This is a genomic window from Bradyrhizobium australiense (genome assembly GCF_013114825.1).
GTDB classification, from domain to species: Bacteria; Pseudomonadota; Alphaproteobacteria; order Rhizobiales; family Xanthobacteraceae; genus Bradyrhizobium; species Bradyrhizobium australiense.
In genome coordinates this window covers 245,917-269,989 of sequence record NZ_JAAVLX010000004.1, presented here as the reverse complement: position 1 = coordinate 269,989, position 24,073 = coordinate 245,917, and the positions used below count along the sequence as shown (strand labels likewise).

General features: G+C 63.9%; 24 protein-coding genes. 10 read left to right on the top strand and 14 right to left on the bottom strand.

All coding sequences use genetic code 11. The features are described from left to right. Nucleotides 1-34: 34 nt before the first annotated feature. Nucleotides 35-1,099 (top strand): ketopantoate reductase family protein, encoded by a 1,065-nt coding sequence (locus tag HCN58_RS13265; protein ID WP_171579819.1) that lies wholly within the window; start codon nt 35-37, stop codon nt 1,097-1,099. A gap of 35 nt (nt 1,100-1,134) precedes the next feature. Here the strand turns inward: HCN58_RS13265 and HCN58_RS13260 are convergent, their stop codons facing one another. From HCN58_RS13260 to HCN58_RS13245, 4 genes are all read right to left on the bottom strand, one after another. Continuing rightward, nucleotides 1,135-1,467, bottom strand: coding sequence for an HNH endonuclease (locus tag HCN58_RS13260; protein WP_171579818.1), 333 nt, complete (start codon nt 1,465-1,467; stop codon nt 1,135-1,137). Nucleotides 1,468-1,569: 102 nt separating this feature from the next. Further along, a complete protein-coding gene (locus HCN58_RS13255) occupies nt 1,570-3,804 on the bottom strand; it encodes a CHASE3 domain-containing protein (protein ID WP_171579817.1) in 2,235 nt (744 codons plus the stop codon). A gap of 15 nt (nt 3,805-3,819) precedes the next feature. Continuing rightward, nucleotides 3,820-4,227, bottom strand: a complete 408-nt coding sequence (locus HCN58_RS35750; RefSeq protein WP_171579816.1) for a response regulator — start codon at nt 4,225-4,227, stop codon at nt 3,820-3,822. Between the two features lie 691 nt (nt 4,228-4,918). Continuing rightward, nucleotides 4,919-5,677: a BA14K family protein gene (locus HCN58_RS13245; RefSeq protein WP_171579815.1), complete on the bottom strand. Its 759-nt coding sequence runs from the start codon at nt 5,675-5,677 to the stop codon at nt 4,919-4,921. Nucleotides 5,678-5,946: 269 nt separating this feature from the next. Here HCN58_RS13245 and HCN58_RS13240 point away from each other — a divergent pair, with 269 nt between their 5' ends. The 3 genes from HCN58_RS13240 (at nt 5,947) to HCN58_RS13230 (ending at nt 7,648) form a co-directional block, all read left to right on the top strand. Next, a complete protein-coding gene (locus HCN58_RS13240; protein WP_171579814.1) occupies nt 5,947-6,357 on the top strand; it encodes an NADH:ubiquinone oxidoreductase subunit NDUFA12 in 411 nt (136 codons plus the stop codon). A 75-nt stretch (nt 6,358-6,432) separates the two neighbouring features. Further along, nucleotides 6,433-6,876 carry a MarR family winged helix-turn-helix transcriptional regulator gene (locus tag HCN58_RS13235; RefSeq protein WP_171579813.1) on the top strand — a complete coding sequence of 148 codons (444 nt, stop codon included), beginning with the start codon at nt 6,433-6,435 and terminating at the stop codon, nt 6,874-6,876. Between the two features lie 70 nt (nt 6,877-6,946). Next, complete coding sequence (locus HCN58_RS13230; RefSeq protein ID WP_171579812.1) at nt 6,947-7,648, top strand: DUF8737 domain-containing protein; 702 nt, start codon at nt 6,947-6,949, stop codon at nt 7,646-7,648. A gap of 535 nt (nt 7,649-8,183) precedes the next feature. On the opposite strand, the gene HCN58_RS13225 is transcribed toward HCN58_RS13230, so the two are convergent. Then, nucleotides 8,184-8,888 (bottom strand): DJ-1/PfpI family protein, encoded by a 705-nt coding sequence (locus HCN58_RS13225; protein WP_171579811.1) that lies wholly within the window; start codon nt 8,886-8,888, stop codon nt 8,184-8,186. A 110-nt stretch (nt 8,889-8,998) separates the two neighbouring features. Here HCN58_RS13225 and HCN58_RS13220 point away from each other — a divergent pair, with 110 nt between their 5' ends. Next, complete coding sequence (locus HCN58_RS13220; RefSeq protein ID WP_171579810.1) at nt 8,999-9,937, top strand: GlxA family transcriptional regulator; 939 nt, start codon at nt 8,999-9,001, stop codon at nt 9,935-9,937. A 14-nt stretch (nt 9,938-9,951) separates the two neighbouring features. Here the strand turns inward: HCN58_RS13220 and HCN58_RS13215 are convergent, their stop codons facing one another. The 5 genes from HCN58_RS13215 to HCN58_RS13195 all read right to left on the bottom strand — a co-directional run bounded on the left by HCN58_RS13215 (nt 9,952) and on the right by HCN58_RS13195 (nt 14,880). Beyond that, nucleotides 9,952-10,437: a hypothetical protein gene (locus HCN58_RS13215; protein ID WP_171579809.1), complete on the bottom strand. Its 486-nt coding sequence runs from the start codon at nt 10,435-10,437 to the stop codon at nt 9,952-9,954. 265 nt (nt 10,438-10,702) lie between these two features. Beyond that, a complete protein-coding gene (locus HCN58_RS13210; RefSeq protein ID WP_171579808.1) occupies nt 10,703-11,584 on the bottom strand; it encodes a hypothetical protein in 882 nt (293 codons plus the stop codon). A gap of 156 nt (nt 11,585-11,740) precedes the next feature. Continuing rightward, nucleotides 11,741-12,961, bottom strand: coding sequence for a citrate transporter (locus tag HCN58_RS13205; RefSeq protein ID WP_171579807.1), 1,221 nt, complete (start codon nt 12,959-12,961; stop codon nt 11,741-11,743). 62 nt (nt 12,962-13,023) lie between these two features. Then, nucleotides 13,024-13,971 carry a LipP1 family hormone-sensitive lipase gene (gene lipP1 / locus HCN58_RS13200; protein WP_171580362.1) on the bottom strand — a complete coding sequence of 316 codons (948 nt, stop codon included), beginning with the start codon at nt 13,969-13,971 and terminating at the stop codon, nt 13,024-13,026. 129 nt (nt 13,972-14,100) lie between these two features. Further along, nucleotides 14,101-14,880 carry an SDR family NAD(P)-dependent oxidoreductase gene (locus HCN58_RS13195; protein ID WP_171579806.1) on the bottom strand — a complete coding sequence of 260 codons (780 nt, stop codon included), beginning with the start codon at nt 14,878-14,880 and terminating at the stop codon, nt 14,101-14,103. Between the two features lie 338 nt (nt 14,881-15,218). On the opposite strand from HCN58_RS13195, the gene HCN58_RS13190 reads away from it, so the two are divergent. Continuing rightward, nucleotides 15,219-16,211 carry a DUF2155 domain-containing protein gene (locus HCN58_RS13190; protein WP_171579805.1) on the top strand — a complete coding sequence of 331 codons (993 nt, stop codon included), beginning with the start codon at nt 15,219-15,221 and terminating at the stop codon, nt 16,209-16,211. 43 nt (nt 16,212-16,254) lie between these two features. Here HCN58_RS13190 and HCN58_RS13185 read toward each other — a convergent pair whose 3' ends face one another. Beyond that, nucleotides 16,255-17,214, bottom strand: coding sequence for a LysR family transcriptional regulator (locus tag HCN58_RS13185; protein ID WP_171579804.1), 960 nt, complete (start codon nt 17,212-17,214; stop codon nt 16,255-16,257). 103 nt (nt 17,215-17,317) lie between these two features. Here HCN58_RS13185 and HCN58_RS13180 point away from each other — a divergent pair, with 103 nt between their 5' ends. Together HCN58_RS13180 and HCN58_RS13175 are read left to right on the top strand one after the other, a co-directional pair. Further along, the gene (locus HCN58_RS13180; protein ID WP_171579803.1) at nt 17,318-18,499 is read left to right on the top strand and encodes an MFS transporter; all 1,182 of its coding nucleotides are present in this window, start codon (nt 17,318-17,320) and stop codon (nt 18,497-18,499) included. A 29-nt stretch (nt 18,500-18,528) separates the two neighbouring features. Next, nucleotides 18,529-19,563 (top strand): aldo/keto reductase, encoded by a 1,035-nt coding sequence (locus HCN58_RS13175; protein ID WP_171579802.1) that lies wholly within the window; start codon nt 18,529-18,531, stop codon nt 19,561-19,563. An 81-nt stretch (nt 19,564-19,644) separates the two neighbouring features. Here the strand turns inward: HCN58_RS13175 and aat are convergent, their stop codons facing one another. Beyond that, complete coding sequence (aat, locus tag HCN58_RS13170) at nt 19,645-20,325, bottom strand: leucyl/phenylalanyl-tRNA--protein transferase (RefSeq protein WP_171579801.1); 681 nt, start codon at nt 20,323-20,325, stop codon at nt 19,645-19,647. A 114-nt stretch (nt 20,326-20,439) separates the two neighbouring features. Between aat and HCN58_RS13165 the strand changes: the two genes are divergently transcribed. Continuing rightward, entirely contained in the window at nt 20,440-21,882 is a 1,443-nt protein-coding gene (locus tag HCN58_RS13165) for a DASS family sodium-coupled anion symporter (protein ID WP_171579800.1), read from the top strand. A 309-nt stretch (nt 21,883-22,191) separates the two neighbouring features. Beyond that, the gene (locus HCN58_RS13160) at nt 22,192-22,578 is read left to right on the top strand and encodes a DUF1330 domain-containing protein (protein ID WP_171579799.1); all 387 of its coding nucleotides are present in this window, start codon (nt 22,192-22,194) and stop codon (nt 22,576-22,578) included. A 211-nt stretch (nt 22,579-22,789) separates the two neighbouring features. On the opposite strand, the gene HCN58_RS13155 is transcribed toward HCN58_RS13160, so the two are convergent. Both HCN58_RS13155 and HCN58_RS13150 read right to left on the bottom strand, forming a co-directional pair. Next, nucleotides 22,790-23,665 carry an amidohydrolase family protein gene (locus HCN58_RS13155; RefSeq protein ID WP_171579798.1) on the bottom strand — a complete coding sequence of 292 codons (876 nt, stop codon included), beginning with the start codon at nt 23,663-23,665 and terminating at the stop codon, nt 22,790-22,792. Between the two features lie 22 nt (nt 23,666-23,687). Further along, a complete protein-coding gene (locus HCN58_RS13150; protein ID WP_171579797.1) occupies nt 23,688-24,071 on the bottom strand; it encodes a RidA family protein in 384 nt (127 codons plus the stop codon). Between the last annotated feature and the right edge of the window lie 2 nt (nt 24,072-24,073).

Sequence of the window (24,073 nt, the reverse complement as noted above, 5' to 3'; positions counted from 1 at the left end):
ATCTGTATCTGGCATAATCCGTGAAAGAGAGAGTATGGCGCGCAACATTTTGATCCTGGGGGCGTCGTACGGCTCCTTGCTGGCGACGAAACTTTTGATGGCCGGTCACAACGTGACGCTGGTTTGCCGGAAGAAGACGGCCGAGCTCATCAACCGCGACGGCACCGAAGTTCGCATCAAGCTGCGCGACGAGGCGGTGCACCGGGCGATTTTTTCGCGCGACCTGCCCGGCAAACTGGACGCAACGCCGCCGCAGGACGTCGACCTTTCACGTTACGACCTGGTCGGTCTTGCGATGCAGGAGCCGCAATACACCAACCACACGATCCGGGTTTTGATGATCAAGATCGCCGAGGCCAAACTGCCTTGTCTGTCGATCATGAACATGCCGCCCTTGCCCTATCTCAAGCGCATCCCGGCACTGGCGGATATGGACCTCGAGGAGGCCTATACCAATGCGCAAGTTTGGGATCGCTTCAGACCGGGGCTGGTGACGCTCTGCTCGCCCGATCCACAAGCGTTTCGCCCGCCGGAAGAGGCGGCGAACGTGCTTCATGTCGGCCTGCCGACCAACTTCAAGGCTGCCGCCTTTGCCGACGAGAAACACAACAAGCTGCTTCGCGAGCTGGAAGCCGACATCGACGCGGTGATGCTGGACGGCCATGACGTTCCGGTGAAGCTGAAGGTGTTCGACTCGCTGTTCGTGCCGCTCGCCAAATGGTCGATGCTCTTGACCGGCAACTACCGCTGCATCACGCCGAACGAGCCGCAGTCGATCCGCGACGCGGTGCACGGCGATCTGAAACTGTCGCAGTCGATCTATGACCATGTCGACGGCATCGCCCGCCGTTTGGGCGCCGATCCGCAGGACCAGGTGCCGTTCGCGAAATACGCCAAGGCGGCCGAAAGCCTGCTCAAGCCGTCATCGGCGGCCCGCGCGGTCGCCGCCGGCGCTCCGTTCATCGAGCGCGTCGACTTGCTCGTGAAGCTGATCTCGCATCAGCTCGGTGCGCCCAGTGCCGAGATCGACCGCACCGTCGAGATCGTGGATCAGAAACTGAACGAGAGGATCGTGGCAGGCGGATCCGGCGCGCAGTGAGTGCCACCGCGGCCTTTCGGATCCGGATCATGCCCCTAGAGGGCAGTTTGTTTCACTAATTCGGGAATAAGCTGCTTGAGCTTCGCATGACTGATGAGCGGGGTAGCGGCGATCTCGGCGAGGCGCTGTTCGACGTGGGACCATTGATTCGTCTCGCGCGGGTCGGTGTCGCCCTTGGCGAGATTGCAGGGGTAGCAGGACAGCACGCGGTTGCTCCTGCTATTCTGGCCTCCCTTTGAGAGCGGGATGAAATGGTCGATGCTGGCCTTGACCTTGCCGCCCGTCTTTATCCGGGGAAGTCCAACGTCGCAGTAGGCGCATCGTCCGCCCCAATCGAAATAGCAGCGCTTGTAGATCACGTCGGCCATTGGTCTCGGCCCTTCCCCCGAATCCCTTCGTCCAAGTCTCACCCTTTCATATATCAAGTCGGCATTGAAAGGACGCCGCAAGTGGAGAGGCTTGCGCCTCGTTTACCCCGACAGCGCGCGGCGGACCATGTTCGCCAACTGGGACTTCCGGTACGGCTTGGTCAGCAGCAGCACGCCGGGATCGAGGCGGCCCTGATGCACGATTGCGTTGTCGGTATAGCCGGACGTATATAACACCTTGATGCCGGGGCGGAGCTTCAACACCTTGTCCGCGAGTTCGCGTCCGGTCATGCCACCGGGCATGATGACATCGGTGAACAGAAGGTCGAACGCCTGACCGCCTTCGATCAGGTTCATTGCTGCCGGCCCATTGGCGGCGGCCACCGTCCGGTAGCCGAGGCTCTGCAATTGCGCGGTGACGAAGTTGCGCACCAGCGCGTCGTCTTCCACCACCATGATGGTCTCGTTGCCATGCGGTAGCGCCGCTGCCGCGGGCGGTACGGCCTCGATCTGGCCGCGGGCAGGCGGCAGATAGAGCTTGATCGTGGTGCCGTGGCCGAGCTCACTGTAGATCCGGATATGCCCGCCGGATTGCTTGACGAAGCCGTAGACCATGCTCAAGCCGAGGCCTGAGCCCTTGCCGACCTCCTTGGTGGTGAAGAACGGCTCGAACACTTTGTCCAGCACGTCCTGCGGCATGCCGTCGCCGGTGTCGCTGACCGCGAGCATCACATAAGGGCCGGGCTTTGCGTCAGGGTTAGCCTGCGCATAGGCTTCGTCGAGCACGACGTTGCGCGTCTCTAAAAGCAACTTGCCGCCGTTCGGCATCGCGTCGCGCGCGTTGATCGCCATGTTGAGCAGGGAGTTCGCGAGCTGCGATGCGTCGATATGGGCAATCGCCACTTCCTGCTCGAGAATGGAGTTGACCTCGATCTGCTCGCCGAGCGTCGGGCGAAGCAGTTTTGCGATATCGAGCACGGTCGCGTTGATGTCGACATTGCGCGGCTGCAGCGGCTGGCGGCGGGCGAAGGCGAGCAGATGCTGGATCAGCTCGCTGCAGCGTTCCGCTGCCTGGTCGATCAATTCGGCCGTCTTCTGCAACGCCGGCTCATGCGCAAGGCCCGCGACCAGCGTTTCGGTGGTGCCGGTGATCACAGTCAGCATGTTGTTGAAGTCGTGCGCGACGCCGCCGGTAAGCTTGCCGATGGCATCGAGCTTTTGCGCCTGCTGCAGCTTGTGCTCGGTTTCGCGCGACGCCGTGATGTCGTGATAGACCAGCGCCGCGCCGCTGATCGCGCCCGAGGCGTCGCGCAGCGGCCGGCCGCTGATCACGAGATGGACGGGTGGATTGCCGCTGACCGGGCGCACCACGATTTCGATGGCGTCGAACGCTTCGCCGCGCAGCGCGCGCGAGGCGGGCATATCATGGACAGGCAGCGGCGTGACGCCGTCGGCATGGAAAACCGCGCTGAGCGAGCGTAAGAGCTCGATTGTCATGCCCGGACGGTAGCGCAGCATCTTCTCGGCGGCCGGGTTCGAGAGCAAAACCTCGCCCCTGGTGTCGATGACGAGCACGGCCTCCGCCATGCTGTGAAAGGTGCTGCGCAGAACTGCGGCCGAAAGCCTGAGTTCCTCGTGCGCGGCAACCAGATGCTCGGTGCGCTCGGCGACCGCTGCCTCCAGAGCCTCGTTGGTGGCCTGGGTGGCACTCAGCGAATCCTGCAGTTCCCGGCGCGAGCGGCGGGCGGCCAGCGTCAATACGGTGGCGAGGACCAGGATCAGCGCGACGCCGGCGAGATCGATCGCCAGCAGCAGGCTGCCGTTGGTTTCGGATTCGGCGCGCCTGGCGAAAAGCAGCCGGCGCTCTTCCGCCACCGCCTTTTCCAGGTTTCCGGCTATGGCGGCCGTCGCCGCGCGGTCCTCCTGGCCGACGCGCGCCGCGACGGCGGCGCCGTCGCCAGCGGTCCGCAGCCTGATCAACTCGCCATTGAGGGCGATCTGCTGCTCCACCAGCGCTTTGGTCTCTTCGATCAGTTGCTTTTCGGTGGGATTGGCCTTGACCGCCTCGACCAGGGCGGCCAGCGCCGGCAGGATCGCGTCGCTGGCCTCGCGGTATTCCCTGGCGAACTCCTGATCGCCTGACAGCGCAAAGGCGCGCGCCGCGCTTTCCGCCCGGCTCAGCAGCGGGCGTATATCCGAGAGTTTCCCGAGGATTCCGAGCGCGCGGTCGACCGAGGCCGTGTCGGACCGCGACTTGAGGTCGAGACCGATCGAGGCAGCGCCGATAACGAGGAGGATAGCGAGGCCAATTCCAAGAATGATACGCTGCGAGGGCATTGCCAGTTGTTTACTTCACGATTTCGACTGCTGCACGGAAGCTTTCGGTTTGGTGATGCATTGATTGACCGAGGTCAACAACGCCTCCGGCGTGAAGGGCTTGCGCAGGCAGCATGCCGCGCCGAGCTCGATGGTCATCCGCAGGAAATCCGGCGCGCGCTCGGTGTTGGCGAAGGCGTAGCCCGACATCGCGATAACAGGTACATCCGGCTTGCGCTCGTGAAACATCCGGATCGATTCGAAGCCGCGCATATGCGGCATGAACACGTCGATCAGCATGACATCGAAATCGGAGGCTTCGAGCGCGCGCATTCCCGCTTCACCACCGTCGGCAACGGTGACCTCGAAACCCTTGCGCGACAGACAAACCTCGATGGCAACGCACACCATCGGGTCGTCATCGACCACGAGAACGCGCGGCACGATGATTCCTTCTTCCTCGGGCGGCGGCCAGGCGAGTCGCACGTCCTTTGTGACGATTAAGTCGAAACGCCGACAGGTCGTCTGTATGGTAGAGTGCACATAAAAGTTGCCGACGGCAATTCCGTTTCGCTGTATCAGAACGAGAACAAATTCACCGCCGGTTCCGGATCTCATCCCGCCATCTCGCCAACCAAGTAGGGCGCGCTGCCGCCCGGCGGTCGCCCCTCGGGCTCAGCCTGCTCGTCATTCAGTCAGTGGTGTGGGGTTTCAACTTTCCGATCATGAAACATTTATTGTCCGAATGGCAGCCGTTGTCCTTGGGCGGCCTGTGCGACATCGTCGGCGCCGCGATCGGGCTCGGGTGGCTGCCGATCGCGATCGTGACTTGCGATCGAGCAGTCGCAGCTCGCTGATCTGTCACTGTCGGCTGGGCTTCGCTGCTCCACACGGCGCTGATCCGGTTCTGAAGTGTGCTGGTTTGCCGCGCTGGAGCGGCTGCCGGCGACGACGCCCTCGATCGATTTACAGGTTCCTTCATCGGGGTGCTTGCAGCAGCGCGAGCTGCTCGGCCCGCGAGAGATCGCGGCGCTGGTGTTCACGCTCGGCGGCGCGGTGGTGCCGCTGCGCCTATCTCTTGAACGAAAAGGGCGGCACACCGGAATGTGCCGCCCTTCAGACTCACGCTATCGAACTATTGCGCCGGGCAGGGGTGACGTTGGCCGTCATAGCCGAGATACGTTCCCGATGCCGGATCGTAGGATTTGTACCGCCTCATGCAATACGCCACGGCATCATCCCCGACGGGGGGCGCCGCGGCGACCACGGTGTCGTCGTAATATCCGTACGAGTCATCGTAGTAGTAAGGACTGTCGTAATAGCCATAGGCCGACCCGATGCCGGCACCAATCGCGAAGCCCGGCCAGAAGCCGCCACGATGGCGGTGATGAAAGCGGTGACCGCCATAATAGCCGCCGCCGGCGTAACTGCCGCCGCCCACGACGGCTGTGCCGCCGGTGCCGGGAGTCGGGCGGAATCCAGTGGTGGGAGCTGTCCGGAATCCTGTGTCGGTACCGGCTCTAAAACCACCACCACCAACAGCACCGCCGGCCGCCATGCCGCCGGCTCGAACGCCGCCGCCACCACCTGCCATGCCGCCACCACCTCTAAAGCCACCGCTGCCACCGATAGCTGCGCCGCCGCCGCCACCTCTAAAGCCACCGCCGCCACCGATAGCTGCGCCGCCGCCGCCACCTCTAAAGCCACCGCCGCCGCCAATAGCCGCACCGCCGCCGCCGGCTGCGCCGCCACCGCCACCACCCCTGGCGCCGCCACCACCGCCACCGCCACCAGCGCCTCTATCCTGCGCCTGAACGGCGCTGAGGCTTGGCGCGATCATCGGCAACACAAGCGCCATCGCTGCCGCGGTACTCAAAACCTTTAGACTGATCATTTTAGGCTCCATTTGCGGGGATATAGGCCCTAACCCGTTCAAGGGGCGGACGTTCCAGAGCCCGCGCACTGATTGCACGCGAGCTCAGCCTGTCGGATCGGAACTGTATGCGGAATGAACGGATTGTGCCGATTCCGCGATCATGCGTGGGCCCAATCGAGCGTGGCAAAACCGGCCTTCCGGAGGACTGAAATGTCCGCCTTCGGCTGGACAATCCGTCCCGCCGGTGGCATCAGAGCGGCACCCTAGTTCGAACCGGCCGAGTCCTCATGAAGCTGTTTCTGCTGAAATTTTTCACTTGGTGGAACGGCCAGACGTTCGGCACGCAATTATGGACCTGGCGGTTCGGCGAATTGGTCGGCCAGGACGAGCAGGGCAACCGCTACTACCGCACTAAGGGCGGCAAGATCGATCCGACGCTCGGCTTCGAGCGGCGCTGGGTGATCTATAACGGCTACGCCGAGGCGAGCCGGGTGCCGCCGTCATGGCATGGCTGGCTGCACCACGTTGTCGATACGCCGCCGACCGAAGCGCCGTACACCCCGCGCGAATGGGAAAAGCCGCACGTGCCGAACCTGACCGGCACGCCCGCGGCCTACCGCCCCTCCGGCTCCACGCTCGCAAGCGGCCGCCGTCCCAAGGCGACCGGCGACTACCAGCCCTGGACGCCGGGAAACTGACTTCACGTTTATTTTAAAGGGAACAGCTTCGGGTTGCGCTTGCGGGCGAAAATAGGTGTAGCTACACTGATCTTCATGAAGCAACCGAATGATCCCGATGCCGCTGACTACATGGCCGCTGCCGGCTGTTTCTGTCTGGCATCGCGGCAGGCCGCACGAAAGATCACGCGGCTGTACGATTCGTATATGCAGGAATCGGGAATTCGGATCACACAGTTCACCATCCTGTCGCAGTTGATGCTGCGAGGCGAAATGCCGATCGGCAAGCTGGCCGGCATTCTCGGCATGGAGCGTACCACGCTGACCCGCAACCTGGCGCTGCTCGAGCAGGAAAAGTGGATTTCGATCAAGACGGGTGACGACCCCCGCGCCCGCATGATCGGCATCACCGGGCAGGGGCGGGGCGTGGTGCGCCGGAGCTTTCCTTTCTGGTCGAGGGCGCAGGCGCAAATCGGTAAGCTGCTCGGCGCTGATGGTCAGGCCGCGCTGAAGCTGTTGAGTTCTCGAAATCTGGGATGAAACGATCCGGTCCTTCGGCCGAAGTTTCGTCCATCCCGATAGGTGTAGTTACACGTAAAGGAGAGATACCATGCTCGACTTCATCGGAACCATCGTGCTCGTCGCCGCGATCATCGTCAGCATCAATGCGCTTACCGGCGCGATGCCGATCAGCACATCGCAGCGTATCGCTCTTTCGATCGGCGCGGGTCTGTGGGCCGGTCTGGCTGCCGCGCTGGCAGCCGCGAACCAGTTCCGCGGCGCAAGTCCGCTGGGGCCGCTGATGATCGGCGCCGTCATCGCGTTTCCGCTGGTGGCGACTGCCGTTGCGGGCTCGATTTCCGCGTCGGTGCGCGCGTCGCTGCTTGGGATGCCGATGCCGTTCCTGATCGGCCTCAACGTCTGGCGCGTGGCGGGAGGATTCTTCATCCTGCTCGCGGCCGAAGGCCGGCTTGCCGGACCGTTCCCATACTCGGCGGGTTGGGGCGATGTCATCACCGGTGCATTGGCGTTGCCGGTAGCTTGGCTCGCGCTACGCGGGCAAGGCAAGTCGCTGGTCTGGGCCTGGAATGCATTCGGCATGCTCGATCTCGTGGTCGCGATTACGCTCGGCGTCATTTCGGCGAATGGCTCGCCATTGCAGATGATCCACGCTGGACCGGGTTCGGAAGCGGTGCAGATGCTGCCGTGGTCGCTGATCCCGACCGTATTGGTGCCGATGTTCCTGATCGTGCACGCCGTCATCTTCAGACAGCTGGCCCGCGCCGGAGTAGGCGCGGAAGCCTCGCAGTGAAATTTGCGCGGGCAGTCAGTGATCCGCGCGTGTGTCATGACGTCCTGTTTGGTCTTGCGCCAGGTCTGTGGATAACGGGATCAGCGGGGACATCCGCCGCAGCCACCTTGTGCTCTCCGCGTTATCGCGGCTCAATGTACCCATCTTACGGAGATGGGAAACCATCGCGTCGGTGCCGGGCTCCAGCTCGCGACTGCCCCGGCGAGCAGCGGCCACCGAGTAGGACACGGCCGGGAGATAGGCCCCCGGTGCAGAGGTTCTGAAATCGCCCGCTAATGCGTGGCTGCCGTAGGACAGGAAAGGCCGTCTGGGAAACCAGGCGGCCTTTTTCTCTTCCATACGGCAGAGGTGCTCGCGCCAGTCCTAGCACCGGAGCTACGTATCCCGGACGCGGTGCAGCGTGCAACGATGCACCGCATAGCCGCGACCCGTATGAACGTAGGTCCCGGCTCTGCGGCGCAGCTTACCGGACGATGCTTCGCATCGCCGGGAGAACGCTGCACCGCGTCCGGGACACGAATGCAGAGGCACGACGCTATCCCAGCCGCGCGGCGGCGCGGTCGATCATTTCGCCGCGGCGTAACTGCGCTTGCGCAATCCGGTCCTTCATGAAGGCGAGGACTTCCGGCGGCGCGGTATCGGGCGAGCCGGAATTGAACGGCGGCGCCGGGTTGTATTCGAGCCGGAGCTGGATCGCCTCCGCCGTCTTCTGATCGTGCAGCAGCGAGACCAGCGTCAGCGCGAAATCGATGCCCGCGGTGACGCCGCCGCCGGTAACGCGGTTGCCGTCCACGCAGACGCGCGTTTTTGTCGGGATCGCGCCGAAAGCCGAGAGGAAATCCATCGCCGTCCAATGGGTAGCCGCGCGAAAACCTTTGAGCAGGCCGGCGGCGCCGAGCACCAGCGATCCCGTGCAAACCGAGGTAATGTATTTCGCGCCCGGGGCCTGCTTGCGCAGGAAAGCCAGCATCTCCTCGTCGTTGATCATGTCGTCGGTGCCGAACCCGCCGGGCACGCAGATCACGTCGAGCTGCGGGCAGTCGGCAAAGGTCGTGGTCGGCGTCAGCACCAGCACGGAATCGCTCGTGACCGGCTCGATCCTTTTCCAGATCAGATGCACCTCGGCATTCGGGAGGCTGGAGAACACCTGCAAGGGACCGGTGAAATCGAGCTGGGTGACGCGCGGAAACAGCACGAGACCGATCTGAAGGGGCGTGGATGGTTGAGATGGCGCGGACATCGTGACCTCCGGAAAATTTGGCTTGACGAAGGCCATCCTGACATGGTCGCTTCTTGTCAGAAATGGCGTATTTCCCTCATTTCGGGACATCGGACAAACAGGCAAATATCATGATCGCCGTTCTCGTGTTTCCGGATTTCCAGTTGCTCGATGCGGCCGGGCCGATTTCGGCGTTCGAGATCGCGGCGCGCTTTGCCGAGGGGGCGCCGGCGATCCGGGTTCTGGCCGTGACGCCGGGGCCGGTGCGCTCGTCGTCTGGCGTCGAGATAGTCGCGAGAGGATTGAAACCGGCATCCGCGATCACGACGCTGATCGTCGCCGGCGGCGAGGGCGTGCGGCAGGCGGCGACCTGTGAAAAGACGATCGGCTTCGTGCGCACGATTGCCAAACGTGGCGTGCGCATCGCCAGCGTCTGCTCCGGCGCCTATGTGCTCGCCGAGGCCGGCCTGCTCGACGGCCGCCGCGCCACCACGCATTGGCAGCGCACGCGGCATTTTCTGAAAACCTATCCGCAGGTGAAGCTGGAGCCCGATCGCATCTTCGTGCGCGATGGGGACGTCTGGACCTCGGCCGGGATATCAGCCGGCATCGACCTGTCGCTGGCGATGATCGCGGAAGACTATGGCGACGAGATCGCGCAAAAGACGGCAAAGCAGCTGGTGCTCTATCACCGCCGTAGCGGCGGCCAGTCGCAATTCTCCTCGCTTCTGGAATTGAAGGCGCCGAACGGACGCTTCGGGCCGCTTTTGGCCTGGGCGCGCGAAAACCTCGACGCGCCGCTGACCGTCGAAGATCTCGCCGAGCAGGCCGGCATGAGCTCGCGGCACTTTACCCGCGCCTTCATGGCCGAGACCGGCACCACGCCGTCAAAGGCGGTGGAGCGGCTGCGCATCGAAGTGGCGCGGCAGCGCGTGCAGTCCTCCAGCGAGGCAATCGAGCGTGTCGCGCAAACCACCGGCTTCCGCGACCCCGAGCGGATGCGCCGCGCCTTCATCCGCGCTTTCGGCCAGCCACCGCAATCGCTGCGCCGTGCGGCGCGGGCAGGGTAGGTAAATGGAGGCCGCTACCTCCGGAAATCCACCCGGCCTTGCGCAAAGTATCCATCTATTCTCTGATCGCTTACCACCAGGCCGACCCAGGGCACCGTGATCTCCGGGTTGTTCAGGTTGATGTACTTGCCGACCAGCCGCCGCGGGCCTTCGCGCCTTGCGTCGATCAGTCCCCGGCGCGCGCCGGAATTCCAGTCGAACAACAGATACACGCGGTCTCCCACGGTTCTCGCTTCACCCCGGCCCTGTTTCCATTTATCGGGAGCATCGCCCGGGATGGTAGGGTCCGCAGCACCCTTCCAGCGGCTCGACCATTCACCATCGATCGTGCCGTGCTGGTAGCTCGCGTTTCCAGAGCTCCACGGCTTTGCATTCTCGTCGGCGGCGGATTCTTCCGGCACCGTGATGCGGGCGAACTGCATCACGTCGTCATCGTTGGGATTTGGAACGTCCATGACACCGAACGGATTTCGGATCGTCAGATCGCTTTCGGATTTCATTGGCCTTCTCCAACTGCAATCGTCTTCTTGATTCAACGGCACGGCTTGGTTCGTGAACGTTGGGATCGCAGGATGGAGGCGTGGCGGCCACCCGATTTCCGGGGGAACTTTGAGAAGGGCGATTCCTTAAGGAGCGGCACTGATTTCCAGATCGGCGACCACGCCAAAATGATCGCTGGGCCAGATACCGTCTATCGGTTGGTCGAACGCGAGCGACGCGGCCTGAACCGCACAGGGCACACTGATCAAGTACCGTTCACTGGGCTCACGCAACGTCGGCTTGCGCGCTCTGCGTCTCTTCGGCGAGCAACGCGTCGAGATCGACGAGCTGCGGATCGTCGTCCTGCGGTTCGCCGTTGCCTGCGCTGCCGTGAAGATGCATCAACGTCTGCACGCGGCGGGCGTTGAGATGGTCGACGTGCTGATGCTGCAGCGCCACCGGCAGCAGCGCCTTGGGCAGCCCGACCAGTGTGAAGGCGGGAACTTTGCGCACCTTACCGTCCTCGTACCAACGCAGGGGGTGGAGGGTGTACATCAATTGCCGCTCGGTCTCTGCCGATGACGGTTGCTCCGACAGGGATGGCACGGGGCTGGCGAGGTTGGCGTTGCCCGCGCGCGTGCGTACCGCGGCGGAACGCAGCTCCCAGCATATCAAGTCCGCCGCCGCGCGGACCTCGCTACGCACCGCATCCACGCTGGTCGAGAACCGGGTGGCTTCAGGTATCGACAGCGAGCTTTTTGTAACGGCCTCGACCAGCGCTGCGGCGCCGGCTTCAAATCCGGGCGCCGCCCGCTCGATCGCCGCAGCCATCGCCTCGATCTGGTCAGCTATCGCGTCGCGGTCGCGCTGGGCCTTGGCATCAGCGAGCGCGCGCTCGGCCGAGGCCACCTGATCGTCAAATTCCACCAATTCGGCGCGCAGCGTCTTGGCGCGGTCTTCGACGGCGCGCATGCTGGCTTCGGCGCGATCGAGCCGGGAATTATCGGCACCCGCTACCGCCAGCCGTTCGGCAGCGGCACGTTTTTCTGCAAGTTCCGATTCGGCGACGCTCAACCGCTCGGCCAGCTTCTGCCGCGCCGCCAGCTTGTCCTTCAGCGCAACCTCGAAGCGCTCGATCGGGCCGAGCTCGCGCTTGAAAAATGCCATTGCAATCACCTCGCGGATTGCTGCCGAATCACCGGCAGAGTTGTTGCGTGCGAGAGCTAATCGGAAACTTGGATAACATTGCGGCCTGAGTCGGTACAGCCGTGGCCGGCCAATCTATGATGGCCGACGCGAGGCCGGCCGTCACCTTCAGTCCCGCTAAACCCGCGGGTCGGGGTGCCAGCCAAGAACGGCGAGCATCACGAAGAAGCCGATGACGTAGGCCACCGCTACAGGCCAGCCCTGGCTGACCCAGCGTCCGACGGATTTCGCCTCCGGATACATGTTCGACAACGCCACGCCTGCCGACGAGCCGAACCAGATCATCGATCCGCCGAATCCGACGGCATAGGCGAGATAGCCCCAATCATAGCCGCCTTGCTTGAGGGCGAGCGCGGTGAGGGGAATGTTGTCGAACACCGCGGAGACGAAGCCAAGCCCAAGCGCGGTCGGCCACGACGCCACCGGCAGCCGATCGACCGGCATCAGCGAGGCCGCCGTGACCAGCGCGAGCAGGAAGACGGTGCCCTTGAAGGTTTCCGGCATCACCTTCCAGTCCGGCGCGCGCAGGCCTGCGGTGAGCAGAATGACCGCCCAGACCGCGATGCCAAGAACGGGTACGGTTTCCAGAACGGCCGGGAATTTCAAGTTGGCAATGATATTTGCTGCCAGCGCGGCGACGAGAATGGCGGCGACGATGAACACGCGCGTGCGGTCGATCTTCAGTCCGCTCGGCGGATTTTTCTGGATCGGCGAGAAGCGCTGCTGCTGGATCGAGGCCGGCACCGCAAAGATCAGCATCGCGACCACGGCCGCGATATAGGCTTCCACTACCGCGACAGGACTGACGCCTGCGATCCACATCATGGTTGTCGTGGTGTCGCCGACGACGCTGCCGGATCCGCCGGCATTGGAGGCCGCGACGATCGCTGCGAGATAACCGATGTGAACCTTGCCGCGGAACACGTGCCGCGCCACGGTGCCGCCGATCAGCGCGGCCGCGATATTGTCGAGAAAGCTCGAGATCACAAACACCAGAGCCAGCAGCACGACGCCGCCCTTCCAGTCGTCCGGCAACAGGGCCGGCATCTCATCCGGTATTCGGCTATCCTCGAAATGCCGGGACAGCAGCGCAAATCCCATCAGCAGCAGGAACAGATTGGCGAGCGTGACCCATTCAAACGCCATGTGGTTGCCAAGGCCGCCGAGACCCGCACCGTGCTTGAAGCCGGTGAAGACCAGCTTATAGAGCACGATGACAGCCAGGCCCGTCAGTGCGACGCGCAGCGTGTGATGATGGAAAAGTGCGACGCCGAGCAGCGTCAGCGCGAACAGGATAAAGTCGACGGGTATGCCAAATAGGAGGATTGGTTCGATCACAGCGGCCCCGAATATGCGCAGGAGAAATTCACGAGTTCACAGATTGCGTTGCGCAATGTGCATTATTTCAGCGCCTTCAGCCAGCCGGCGATTTCGCTGACGGCGACGTTGGCCTGCTGCAGCAGCTTGCCCATGGTGAAGAAGCCGTGGAACTGGCCCGGGAAATGCCGGTAGGTCATGGGCACGCCGGCTTCCTTGAGCCGCGCGGCATATTCGGCGCCCTCGTCGCGCAGCGGATCGGCGCCCGCGGTCAGCACATAGGCCGGCGGTAAGCCGGCGAGCGTTTTTGCGCGCGCGGGCGAGGCTTTCCAATGATCGATGTCGGCCGCGCCGTTCAGATAATGGTTGCAGAACCATTTGATCACGGAGTGCGTCAGCAAAATACTGGTCTCGGGTTCGCTGTGCGAGGGATGCTTCATCGCAAAGTCGGTGGCGGGATAGATCAGCACCTGGCCGGCGAGTTTCGGGCCGTCGCCGTCGCGCGCGGCGAGCGCCACGACGGCGGCGAGATTGCCGCCGGCGCTGTCGCCGCCGACCAGCAAGTGGGCGGCGTCGATGCCGAGCTGGCCGGCATTGGCGGCAATCCACTTGGTCGCGGTGATGGCGTCGTCGGCGGCGGCGGGAAATTTGTGCTCCGGCGCCAGCCGGTAGTCGACCGAGATCACGATCAGCTCGCCCTCATGGGCAAGCTTCTGGCAGGCCACTTCATGGGTATCGAGATCGCCGATCACCCAGCCGCCGCCATGAAAGAACACCAGGCACGCCGCAAGGCCGTTGCTCTTGCGCAGTGTCTTCGGCGTGTAAATGCGCGCCGGAATCGTGCCGTGCGGCGCCGGGATCGAAAGCGGCTTGTTCGATTCGAGTTCGGGCGGTTCGGGATTACTGACGACGCGGGCGGCGCGATAATATTCGCGCGCTTCCGGCGCGGTCAGCGTCTCATAGGCGGGACGGCCCGCCTCCTGGAAAGCCTTGTAGACGGCGGCGGCATCGGCATCGAGCGTGACGGGCATGGTGGCGAAGACCTCATGTTCCAGATTGTCATTCCGGGGCGCATCGGAGATGCGAACTATGATGTGCAATTGCACATCTGATAATTTCGAGGGTCCGGGTTCGATGCTTCGCATCGCCCCGGAACGACGTCAGGCAGCCGTGCGGCCGCCATCGACGGTGTAGGCGGAGCCAGAGACATAGCTGGCCTCGTCGGAGGCGAGGAACGCCACGATGGAGGCGACTTCGGACGCCTGTCCGAGCCGGCGCGCCGGAATCCGGTCGACGATCTTTTCGGTCGGCGGCGGCTCGTTGCCGGGATTGCGGCCCTGCAGGATCGTGCTCAGCATCCGGCTATCGATCAGGCCGGGACAGACGCAGTTCACCCGCACGCCGGTGCCGGTGCATTCCCAGGCAGCGCTCTTGGTAAGACCGATCACCGCGTGCTTGCTGGCGCTGTAGACGGCGATCATCGGCGAGCCGATCAGGCCGGCGATGGAGGCGGTGTTGATGATGCTGCCCTTGTTCTGCTTCAGCATCACAGGCAGCACATGCTTCATGCCGAGAAAGACGCCGACCACGTTGACGTCGAGCACGCGCCGAAAACTCTCGAGCGAATATTCCGGGATCGGCTTGATGTCGCCCTCGACGCCGGCATTGTTGTAAAAGGCATCGATCGTGCCGAACCTGTCGACGGTGGCGCGGACGTATTCCGCGACTTCTTCCTCCCGGGTGACGTCGGCGGTGACCGCGAGCGCTTCGGCCGAGGCCGGCAGGTCCTTGATGGCGGCCGCAAGATCCTGCTCTTTGCGGTCGACCGCGACGATGCGGGCGCCGCGTTCGGCGAGCAGGCGGATGGTCGCGGTTCCGATGACGCCGGCCGCGCCGGTCACGACGGCAACCCGGCCATCCAGGCGAATTCGATCGGGCATATTTTGAGGTTTCCTCTGGCTCGTCCGGTTATTCCGGCTTTTGCTGGTTTTCGCGCGTGGCCGCGCGACGGGAGCGACTATTTCATCTGAAACGGGGCGTGACTAGATCAGGGGGCGACCATCGGAGGACCGGTTTCCGCTATTCGGGCCATCATCGAGATCACGGGGCGATTATCCGGAAACCGGTTTACACCTTGCCAGACCGCAATCGTGTGCGGCGGGAAGGCGGCAAACCGCCCTTTCCCCGCCGTATTCACCGTGTTAACCGGGAGGGACGCGAGCGGCGGATAAGTCTGTACTATGTCGCGAGCCCGATTCGCCCATTAAAGCCGCGCGAGATGCTTCGAACCATTGCCCTGACCGGTCTTGCGGCCCTGATTGCCGCCACCATGACCACGCTTGCGCCGCCCGCGCAGGCGCAGATCGGCAATATCTTTTCCGATCCGCCGCTGCGGCCGCCGGGCGCCATTCCCCGCGGCAATCAGCAGCAGCAACAGTTCCCCGATGACGACGAGGAAGTGCCGGAACTACCGCGCGGCCGCCTGCTGCCGACCCCGAACCGTCCGCCGCCGGGGCAGGGCGCGCCGCCGCCGGGGAGCTTCCAGTCGCAGCCGCTGGCGCCGCCGCCCGGCACCACCGCCCCTCCGCAGGGGACGCAGCCGGGCGTCGCGGTTCAGCCGCCGCAGCCCGGAGGTCCGGGCGTCGCCAATGCGCCGCCGGGACAGCGCCAGCCCCAGCCCCAACCCAAGGGCGTGCCCAATTCGCCGGCGACCCTGCAGCCGGGCGACGAGGTCGTGTCCGAGCCGCCGGCAACCAAGATCACCAACAAGAAGGCGAGCTTCTCCGGTCTCGACAAGATCACCGGCCGCATCATCAATTTCGACGAGGACATCGGCGAGACCGTGCAGTTCGGCGCACTGCGCGTGAAGACCAGTGCCTGCTACACCCGACCGTCGACCGAAGCTGCCAACACCGATGCATTCGTCGAGGTCGACGAGATCACACTGCAGGGCGAGGTGAAGCGGATATTCTCAGGCTGGATGTTCGCCGCCAGCCCCGGTTTGCACGGCGTCGAGCATCCGGTCTACGACATCTGGCTCACCGACTGCAAAGGCCCTGACCAAACCATCGTCAGCGCGCAGCCTGATCCGGCGAAGTCAGCCGCGCCGCCGCCGGCTGCGAAGCGTCCGCCGCCGCCGAAGCAGGCGGCGCCGCGCCCGCCGGGACCGCCGCCGCAGCCGCAATTCCAGCAACAGCCGCAGCAAGCGCCGCCGCCACCCCCGCCGCAGCAGCGTCCGGGCGGCCTGTTTGGCGGATTGTTCGGGAATTAGGGCGTCCGTGCTTGCGCGGGGGCATTCTATTCGTCCCAAACATCTAGTATCCGCCGTGCAGCTTCCACTTGCCGTCGGCCGTGCGCCTTAGGGTGGGGTCGCCCATCCGGATGTGCGTTGCGAGGAAATCGATGAAGGTGCGCACGCGCGCCGGCAGCGGCCCGGCGTGGCCGACGTAGATCGCATGGATGTCTTCGCGATCCCCGGGATTGTAGTTCTGCAGCATCGGAACCAGACGCCCGGCCTCGATGTCGGGACCGATGTGGAATAGAGCCAGGCGTGCGCAGCCAACGCCGCCGAGCGCGAGCCGGCGGACCGCTTCGCCGTCGCTGGCGCGCGCGGCCGGCGGCGGCAGCACCTCCTCGATCCGGTCGCCGCGACGGAATGGCCAGCCGCGAATGCTGCGCGGAAAAGTCCAGCCGATGCCGCGATGGCTGGCGAGTTCAGCCGGCGTATTCGGCGCGCCGAAACGGGCAAGATAGGTCGGCGCGGCTACCACCGCCATGCGGCTGGTCCCGAGCTTGCGCGCAACGAGGCGCGAAGCCCCCAGCGGCCCGACGCGGATGGCTACGTCGGCGCGCTCCTGCATCAGGTCGATGACTGTATCGGTGAGGGCGATGTCGAGCGTGATCTCCGGATGCTCGATGAGGAAGCGCGGCAACAGTGGCATGACGTGCCGCATGCCAAACGGGATATTGCTGTTCACCATCAGATGCCCGCGCGGCGCCGCACCGGAGCCGGCCTCGCGCTCTGCCTCATCGATCTCGCCGAGGATGCGCAGCGAGCGCTGGTAGAAGGCTTGGCCTTCCTCAGTCAGTTGGAGCTTGCGCGTCGTCCGGTTGACGAGCCGCGTGCCGAGCCGGGCTTCCAGGCGCGATACCAGCTTGCTGACGCCGGATGGGGTCAGGCGAAAGCTCTTTGCCGCGGCGGTGAACCCGCCGAGGTCGACGACGCGGACGAAGACCTCCATCTCGGCGGAACGATTGGTGTCGAGTCGGGTCATGTTGACTTCACGTCACAAATGATTGGACTGCCGGCACTCTAATTCTTCTGCCGCCCTTCCGCTATTTGCGTTGCAGCAACCCTGTCCTTGTCCGGAGCAACGCATGCCTGCCGCCGTCCTTGCGCTGACCGCCGGTGCCTTTGGCATCGGCACCACAGAATTCATCATCATGGGTCTCCTGCTGCAGGTCGCCGCCGACATGCAGGTCTCGGTCTCCGCGGCAGGTCTGCTGATCTCCGGCTATGCGCTCGGCGTGTTCGCGGGTGCGCCGATCCTGACGCTGGCGACGCGGCGGATGCCGCGCAAGGCGGTGCTGCTTTCTCTGATGGCGATCTTTACCTTCGGCAACGCCGCTTGCGCGCTGGCGCCGGACTACGGGCTGTTGATGGCGGCGCGGATCCTCACCTCTCTCGCCCATGGCACGTTCTTCGGCGTCGGCTCGGTGGTGGCGACGAGCCTCGTCGTTGAGGACAAGCGTGCCTCAGCGATTGCCACCATGTTCATCGGACTGACGGTGGCGACTCTGCTCGGCGTGCCCTTTGGTGCGTGGTTCGGCCTGATGCTGGGATGGCGCGCCGCATTCTGGGCGGTGACCGCGATCGGGGTGGTCGCCTTCGCCGTGCTGGTCGTTCTCGTTCCCGGCAATGTGGGCGGCAATGAGAAAGCCCCTTCGCTGCGCGAGGAGCTGGCGGTGGTCGGCCGTCCGCGGGTCCTTCTCGGCCTCGCCATGACGGTGTTCGGATTTGCCGGCCTGTTCGTCGTAATTACCTATGTCCAGCCGATCCTGACGCGGCTGACCGGCTTCTCTGAACCGGCGGTCTCGCCGATCCTTCTCGTGTTCGGCATCGGCCTGTCGATCGGCAACGTTGCGGGTGGGCGGCTCGCCGACCGTGGTCTCGGACGCGCCCTGATCGGCACGCTTGCCGCGCTTGCGCTAGTGCTCGTCGCACTTGCGGCGGTGCTGTCGATCAAAGGTCTCGCCGTGGCGTTCATCTTCCTGCTCGGCATCGCCGCCTTCGCCACAGTGGCGCCGCTGCAGCTTCGCGTGCTCGAAGCTGCCGGCGCGGAGGGGCGCACGCTCGCATCTAGCCTCAACATCGCGGCCTTCAATCTTGGCAACGCGCTCGGCGCCTGGGCCGGCGGGCTTGCGATCGACCGCGGCTTGGGCCTTGCCGCGCTTCCGCTCGTCGCGGCGGCGATCACCGCGGCGGGACTCCTGCTGGCGCTATGGAGCATGCATCTGGACCGGCTGGTACCTTCCGCTGCGGCGTGCCCGGCGGAATGAAAGCAAAAGGATCGAAAGGGAGCACGACGATGGAATATCGCAACCTCGGTGCCTCGGGCCTGAAGGTCCCCGTTATCAGTTTCGGTACTGGCACGTTCGGCGGACAGGGGCCGCTATTTTCGGCCTGGGGCCGAAGTGGCACCGAGGAGGCGAGGCGGCTAATCGATATCTGCCTCGAGGCCGGCGTCAACCTGTTCGACACCGCCGACGTTTATTCGAACGGCGCGTCGGAAGCGATTCTCGGCGCCGCGATCAAAGGCCGCCGCGACAGGGTGCTAGTTTCTACCAAGACGAGCTTGCCGACGGGTGACGGTCCATTCGACGCCGGCTCGTCGCGACATCGCCTGGTGTCGGCGGTGGATGCTGCTTTGCGGCGGCTCGGGACCGACTACATTGACTTGCTGCAGCTCCACGCCTTCGATGCCTTCACGCCAATCGAGGAAGTGCTGTCAACGCTTGACGGGCTCGTCCGTGGTGGCAAGTTGCGCTATATCGGCGCCTCCAACTTCTCGGGCTGGCAGTTGATGAAGTCACTCGCCATTGCCGACCGTCACGGCTGGCCGCGCCATGTGGCGCACCAAGTCTACTATTCGCTTGTCGGCCGCGACTATGAGTGGGAGCTCATGCCGCTCGCCCTCGATCAGGACGTCGGCGCGCTGGTCTGGAGCCCGCTGGGTTGGGGGCGTCTCACCGGCAGGATACGACGAGGCCAGCCGCTGCCGGCGGGCAGCCGCCTGCGCGAGACGGCGCAGTTCGGTCCACCGGTCGACGAGGAGCGGCTCTATCGCGTCGTCGATGTCCTGGATGCCGTCGCGACCGAGACCGGTCGCAGTGTGCCGCAGGTCGCGATCGCATGGCTACTCACCCGCCCAAGCGTGTCGTCCGTGATCATCGGCGCGCGCGACGAAACGCAGCTGCGCGACAATCTCGGCGCCGTGGGCTGGTCATTGACCGGCGAGCAGGTCGCGCTCCTGGACAAAGCGAGCTCGGTGATGCCCTCCTATCCCTACTATCCCTATCGTGTCCAAGAAGGCTTTGCGCGATTGAACCCACCGCCGGTTTGAGCCAATTGGAAGCGGGCGACACAATGCTTGGTAGCTTTCGATCGCCCGGCGCTGCTTTCGCGTACCAGGCTTGGACGCAAATCAATTGCGTTTGGCGATGATCGCGAGAGCTTGCGCGCCGCTGACCGGCTGACTGACCGACAATTTGCGGAAATCCGCTGGCTCCCCCGCGATCGCCTTGTCAAGTAATGCGCGATAGCGGCGCCTTGGAATTTCGACCGCTCCGAAGCTGCGCAGATGTTCGGTGACATATTGCGTATCGAGCAGCTCGAACCCGCCTGCGATCAGCCGCGCCACCAGATGCACCAGTGCCACTTTGGAAGCGTCGCGGGCGCGGTGAAACATGCTCTCGCCGAAGAACGCCCGCCCCAGGCTGACGCCGTAGAGGCCGCCGACCAGGTCGCCGTGCTGCCAGACCTCGACGCTGTGGCAGTGCCCGAGCTCGTGGAGCCCGAGATAGAGATCGCGGATGCGCTTGTTAATCCAGGTGTCATCGCGGCCAAGCTGCGGCGCCGCGCAGCCCGCGATGACCGCCTTGAAGGCGGTATCGACGGTAATGCTGAAAGTGTCCGAACGTACGGTGCGGGCAAGCCGAGAGGCGATGCGGAAGCCGTCGAGCGGAATCACCCCGCGCATTTCCGGCTCGACCCAGAACAGCGTCGGATCACCGGCGCTCTCGGCCATCGGAAAGATACCGCAGGCATAGGCCCGCAGCAGCACGTCGGGCGTGATTTCGGAAGCAGCAGACTCGCGCGAGGTCATGCGCGGGAGAATAGCAGGACGGCACGGGCCTATGCTACGCTTCAAACAAAAAACGGCGGCGCCGGCCGGATCGCGGGTAAGCAGAGAATTCCGCCGAAATGAAAGAGGGGACGCGTGAAAATCACCTGGAAGACGATTACGCCGCTATTGATCTGGCTGGTGCTCTATCTCGTGCCGGTTCCGGCCGGCCTGAACGCCAATCAATGGCACTATTTTGCGATCTTTGCCGCCGTGATCGCAGCGCTGATCCTTGAATCGATGCCGGTCGGCGCCGTCGGGGTGATCGGGCTGACCTTTGCGGGTCTGTCGGGATATGTCGAGCATGATCCGAACAAGGCGCTGCGCTGGATGCTGGGCGGCTTTTCCGAAAGCACGGTGTGGCTGATCGTCGGCGCCTTCGTGTTCTCGATCGGCTACCGCAAGAGCGGGCTCGGCCGCCGGCTTGCGCTGCTGCTCGTGCACCATCTCGGCCGCCGCACCATCGGGCTCGGCTATGCGGTCGCCTTCTCCGATCTCGTGCTGGCGCCGGCGACGCCATCCAACACTGCGCGAAGCGGCGGCACCATCTATCCGATCGTCAGTAACATCCCGCGCATCTATGGTTCCGAACCGGGCCCGAGCGCTGGCAAGATCGGTACCTATGTGATGTGGACGGCGTTTGCGACAACCGCAGTGACGAGTTCGCTGTTCCTGACCGCGCTGGCACCGAATGCCGCCGCGCTCTCGATCGCCAAGAGAATCGCAGGCGTCGAGGTCAGCTGGTCGCAATGGTTCATCGGCTTTGCGCCGCTCGGCATCCTCCTGCTGATCCTGGTGCCGCTGTTAAGCTACGTGGTCTGCCGGCCGGAGGTGAAGGAAAGCCCTGAGATCGTCGAATGGAGTTCGACCGAGCTCAAGACGATGGGGCCCTTGTCGCGCAACGAATGGATCATGGCTGGCCTCGTGCTGCTGGCGATGTTCCTGTGGATCTGCGGCTCCAATCCGACCATCAGCCTGCCACTGCTGGGCTCGAATTTCATTAACCCGACGATGGTGGTCTTCGTCGTGATCTCGCTGATGCTGCTGACCGGCGTGATCGAGTTCGAGGACATCGTGCGCGAAAAGAGCGCGTGGGAAGTCTTCTTCTATTTCACCTCGCTGCTGACGCTGTCATCGGGTCTCAACGAAATCGGCTTCATCAAATGGGTGGCGGAGGGTTATGCCAAGGAGCTCGCTGGGCTGGGCCCGACGGTCGGGCTCATCCTGCTGGTCTCGTTCTTCTTCTGGGTTCACTATTTCTTTTCAAGCATCACCTCGCACGCTGCGGCGGTGTTGCCCGTGGTGCTCGCGGTCGGCAGCAGCATTCCCGGATTGCCTATTCCGACGCTGACGCTGCTCTGCGTCTATTCGCTCGGTCTAATGGGTGTGATCTCGCCCTACGCGACCGGGCCGGCGCCGATGTATTACGGCAGCGGCTATATCGGGAAGGGCGCGTTCTGGAAGCTCGGCCTGATCTTCGGCGTGATCTATTTCGCCGGTCTGCTCTTGATCGTGCTGCCCTGGCTGAAGGTGGTATGATCGGAGCGCCTGGGGTGCATACTAGTAAATCGACTTTGATTGGTGCGCCTCAATCGACGTCCTGCCGCCCTTCCAACGATCCGGCTGACGTTGTACGCTGAATGAACGGACATCGAGTTGGTCCGCGAGCTGTCACTGGGGCGTGCCGAAGTCCCCGTTTTATATTGGCAGCGTCGATGCTGTCGGCAGGCGTCGCACTTCAAATAGACCGACAGTCTTTTTTAGCCGGTGCGTTTTGGCATTCGCAATCGCACGGTCGTGCGAGCCTGCACGACCGAATCGTTTCCGCAGTGACCAGGGAGAAACGTCATGAATACTCACTATTCAGTGACATTGGCGATGCTGGCGGGCTTAGGACTCGGTGCAGTCGCGGTTGAGAGACTTCATGCTCAGGCTAGGCCGCCGGTATACCAAGTCGTTGAAATCGAGCCCTCGAACACGGAGGCCTACGTAAAGGACTACGTGCCGAAGGCTCAAGCCGCGATCAAAGCGGCCGGCGGCAAGTTCCTTGCCGCCGGAGGTAAAACCACGACAATCGAAGGAGAGCCGCCGAAGCCACGCGTTGTTGTCATCCAATGGGATAGCGTCGAGAAAATCCAAGCTTATCGCGATTCAGCGGCGTTCAAAGACCTCCTGCCGCTCCGCAGCAGTCTGGCGAAGTTCCGCTCCTACGCCGTTGAGGCGGTACCTCAATAGCTGTTCACAATGGGCCTGCCGGATTGAAGGCCGCCTTAGCTGGCGGCCTTTTTCCTCGCGCGGAGGCGTTTGAGTTACGGCAGCTTTGCTGCACGTCTCTTTCGGGTCATTCGCGATCGGGTCGAGCCAGCAGCAATTCGGGCCACATCCGCTTTGCCCGCGAACGCGGAAGCCATCTCGTGTCGGGCCAAGCGCTCATGAGCGCCACGCCCTAGTCCTTGAAGCCGAACAGTTCGGCCGGGTTGGTCACCAGGATTCTCCGTATCTCCGCCTCATCGGGCGCGTAACGATAGAGCAGCTCGAGCAGGTTGGCGTCGTTGGGCGGCTGCACCACCGAGACCGGGTGCGGCCAGTCGCTCGCCCACACGCAGCGGTCCGGCGCCGCCTCGATATAGGCGCGCGCGATCGGAATGACGTCGTCCCAGGGCGGGCCGTTTTTCGAGGTCTTTTCGCCGAGCGACAGCATCACCCAGAAATTGCCCTTCGACAGCAGCCCCAGCATCTTTTGCAAATTCGGATCGTCCTTCCCGCGTGTCGGATCAGGGCGCGCCATGTGGTCGATCAGCACGGGGACGTCGAGGTTTTCATACTGCGCGACGCTGGAGACGATACCGTCCTTTTCCGGCTGGATTTTTGCGTACCAGCCGAGTTCGCGAATTCGTGCGATGGCGCGCGCAAAGTCCTTGTCCGAGAGCACCGCGCCCAATTCCTGCCGGAAGCTGAAACGGGCGCCGCGCACGCCGGCGTCGTGCAGCTTGGCGAGATAGGCGTCATCGGCTTCCGCAAACACCAGCGCGTTGGCGCAGCCGCGATAGTTCGGTCCCATCGCCGCGAGGCCGTCGAGCACCACCGAATGATCGGCGCCATAGGTCGTGGTCTGCACGATGATGCCGCGCTCGATGCCGAGCGCCTTGTGGACGCGAAGCGCTGCCTCCCAGGTCGCGGTCGGCATCTGGTAGGCGGCACCTGGCCGCACCGGATATTTTTCCAGCGGCCCCAGCACGTGAAACTGGCTGTCGATGCTCTTCGGCGGCGGCAGTTTCGAGGGACGGCGCGGGTGCGGATCGAACGGAAGATAGGTCGGCATTTTGGATTCCTTGTCAGGGCGCTCAGCCGATCACGGCGGTGAAATCGCATTGCACGAGCGCGCCGTTCTCCATGTCCATTTGCAACGCGTGGCGGGCAGGGCGAGAATGCTCGTCGGGAAACATCTTCAGCCATTCGGTATTGACTGGCGCGCGCTGATTGCGGTCCTGCAGCCACACCGTCATCTTGATGATGTCATCCGTCGTGCCGCCGCCGGCCTCCACGATGGACTTCATGTGCGCGAACATATTGGCGCATTGGTCTTCGATGCGCTCCGGCATCGCGCCGGTGGCGGGGTCGCGGCCGAGAATGACGCCGGACATCAGGAGATTGCCGATGCGGCAGGCGTTGGGAATGGGGTTGGCGTGCTTGAATTCGCCGATGTGAATGCTCTTGCGCCTTGTCATCG

Excerpts from the sequence above, each read along its gene's own strand:
- HCN58_RS13265 (WP_171579819.1), top strand. The coding sequence starts at position 35 with ATGGCGCGCAACATTTTGATCCTGGGGGCGTCGTACGGCTCCTTGCTG.
- HCN58_RS13260 (WP_171579818.1), bottom strand. The coding sequence starts at position 1,467 with ATGGCCGACGTGATCTACAAGCGCTGCTATTTCGATTGGGGCGGACGA.
- HCN58_RS13255 (WP_171579817.1), bottom strand. The coding sequence starts at position 3,804 with ATGCCCTCGCAGCGTATCATTCTTGGAATTGGCCTCGCTATCCTCCTC.
- HCN58_RS13245 (WP_171579815.1), bottom strand. The coding sequence starts at position 5,677 with ATGATCAGTCTAAAGGTTTTGAGTACCGCGGCAGCGATGGCGCTTGTG.
- HCN58_RS13240 (WP_171579814.1), top strand. The coding sequence starts at position 5,947 with ATGAAGCTGTTTCTGCTGAAATTTTTCACTTGGTGGAACGGCCAGACG.
- HCN58_RS13235 (WP_171579813.1), top strand. The coding sequence starts at position 6,433 with ATGAAGCAACCGAATGATCCCGATGCCGCTGACTACATGGCCGCTGCC.
- HCN58_RS13230 (WP_171579812.1), top strand. The coding sequence starts at position 6,947 with ATGCTCGACTTCATCGGAACCATCGTGCTCGTCGCCGCGATCATCGTC.
- HCN58_RS13225 (WP_171579811.1), bottom strand. The coding sequence starts at position 8,888 with ATGTCCGCGCCATCTCAACCATCCACGCCCCTTCAGATCGGTCTCGTG.
- HCN58_RS13220 (WP_171579810.1), top strand. The coding sequence starts at position 8,999 with ATGATCGCCGTTCTCGTGTTTCCGGATTTCCAGTTGCTCGATGCGGCC.
- HCN58_RS13215 (WP_171579809.1), bottom strand. The coding sequence starts at position 10,437 with ATGAAATCCGAAAGCGATCTGACGATCCGAAATCCGTTCGGTGTCATG.
- HCN58_RS13210 (WP_171579808.1), bottom strand. The coding sequence starts at position 11,584 with ATGGCATTTTTCAAGCGCGAGCTCGGCCCGATCGAGCGCTTCGAGGTT.
- lipP1 (WP_171580362.1), bottom strand. The coding sequence starts at position 13,971 with ATGCCCGTCACGCTCGATGCCGATGCCGCCGCCGTCTACAAGGCTTTC.
- HCN58_RS13195 (WP_171579806.1), bottom strand. The coding sequence starts at position 14,880 with ATGCCCGATCGAATTCGCCTGGATGGCCGGGTTGCCGTCGTGACCGGC.
- HCN58_RS13190 (WP_171579805.1), top strand. The coding sequence starts at position 15,219 with ATGCTTCGAACCATTGCCCTGACCGGTCTTGCGGCCCTGATTGCCGCC.
- HCN58_RS13185 (WP_171579804.1), bottom strand. The coding sequence starts at position 17,214 with ATGACCCGACTCGACACCAATCGTTCCGCCGAGATGGAGGTCTTCGTC.
- HCN58_RS13180 (WP_171579803.1), top strand. The coding sequence starts at position 17,318 with ATGCCTGCCGCCGTCCTTGCGCTGACCGCCGGTGCCTTTGGCATCGGC.
- HCN58_RS13175 (WP_171579802.1), top strand. The coding sequence starts at position 18,529 with ATGGAATATCGCAACCTCGGTGCCTCGGGCCTGAAGGTCCCCGTTATC.
- aat (WP_171579801.1), bottom strand. The coding sequence starts at position 20,325 with ATGACCTCGCGCGAGTCTGCTGCTTCCGAAATCACGCCCGACGTGCTG.
- HCN58_RS13160 (WP_171579799.1), top strand. The coding sequence starts at position 22,192 with ATGAATACTCACTATTCAGTGACATTGGCGATGCTGGCGGGCTTAGGA.
- HCN58_RS13155 (WP_171579798.1), bottom strand. The coding sequence starts at position 23,665 with ATGCCGACCTATCTTCCGTTCGATCCGCACCCGCGCCGTCCCTCGAAA.
- HCN58_RS13150 (WP_171579797.1), bottom strand. The coding sequence starts at position 24,071 with ATGACAAGGCGCAAGAGCATTCACATCGGCGAATTCAAGCACGCCAAC.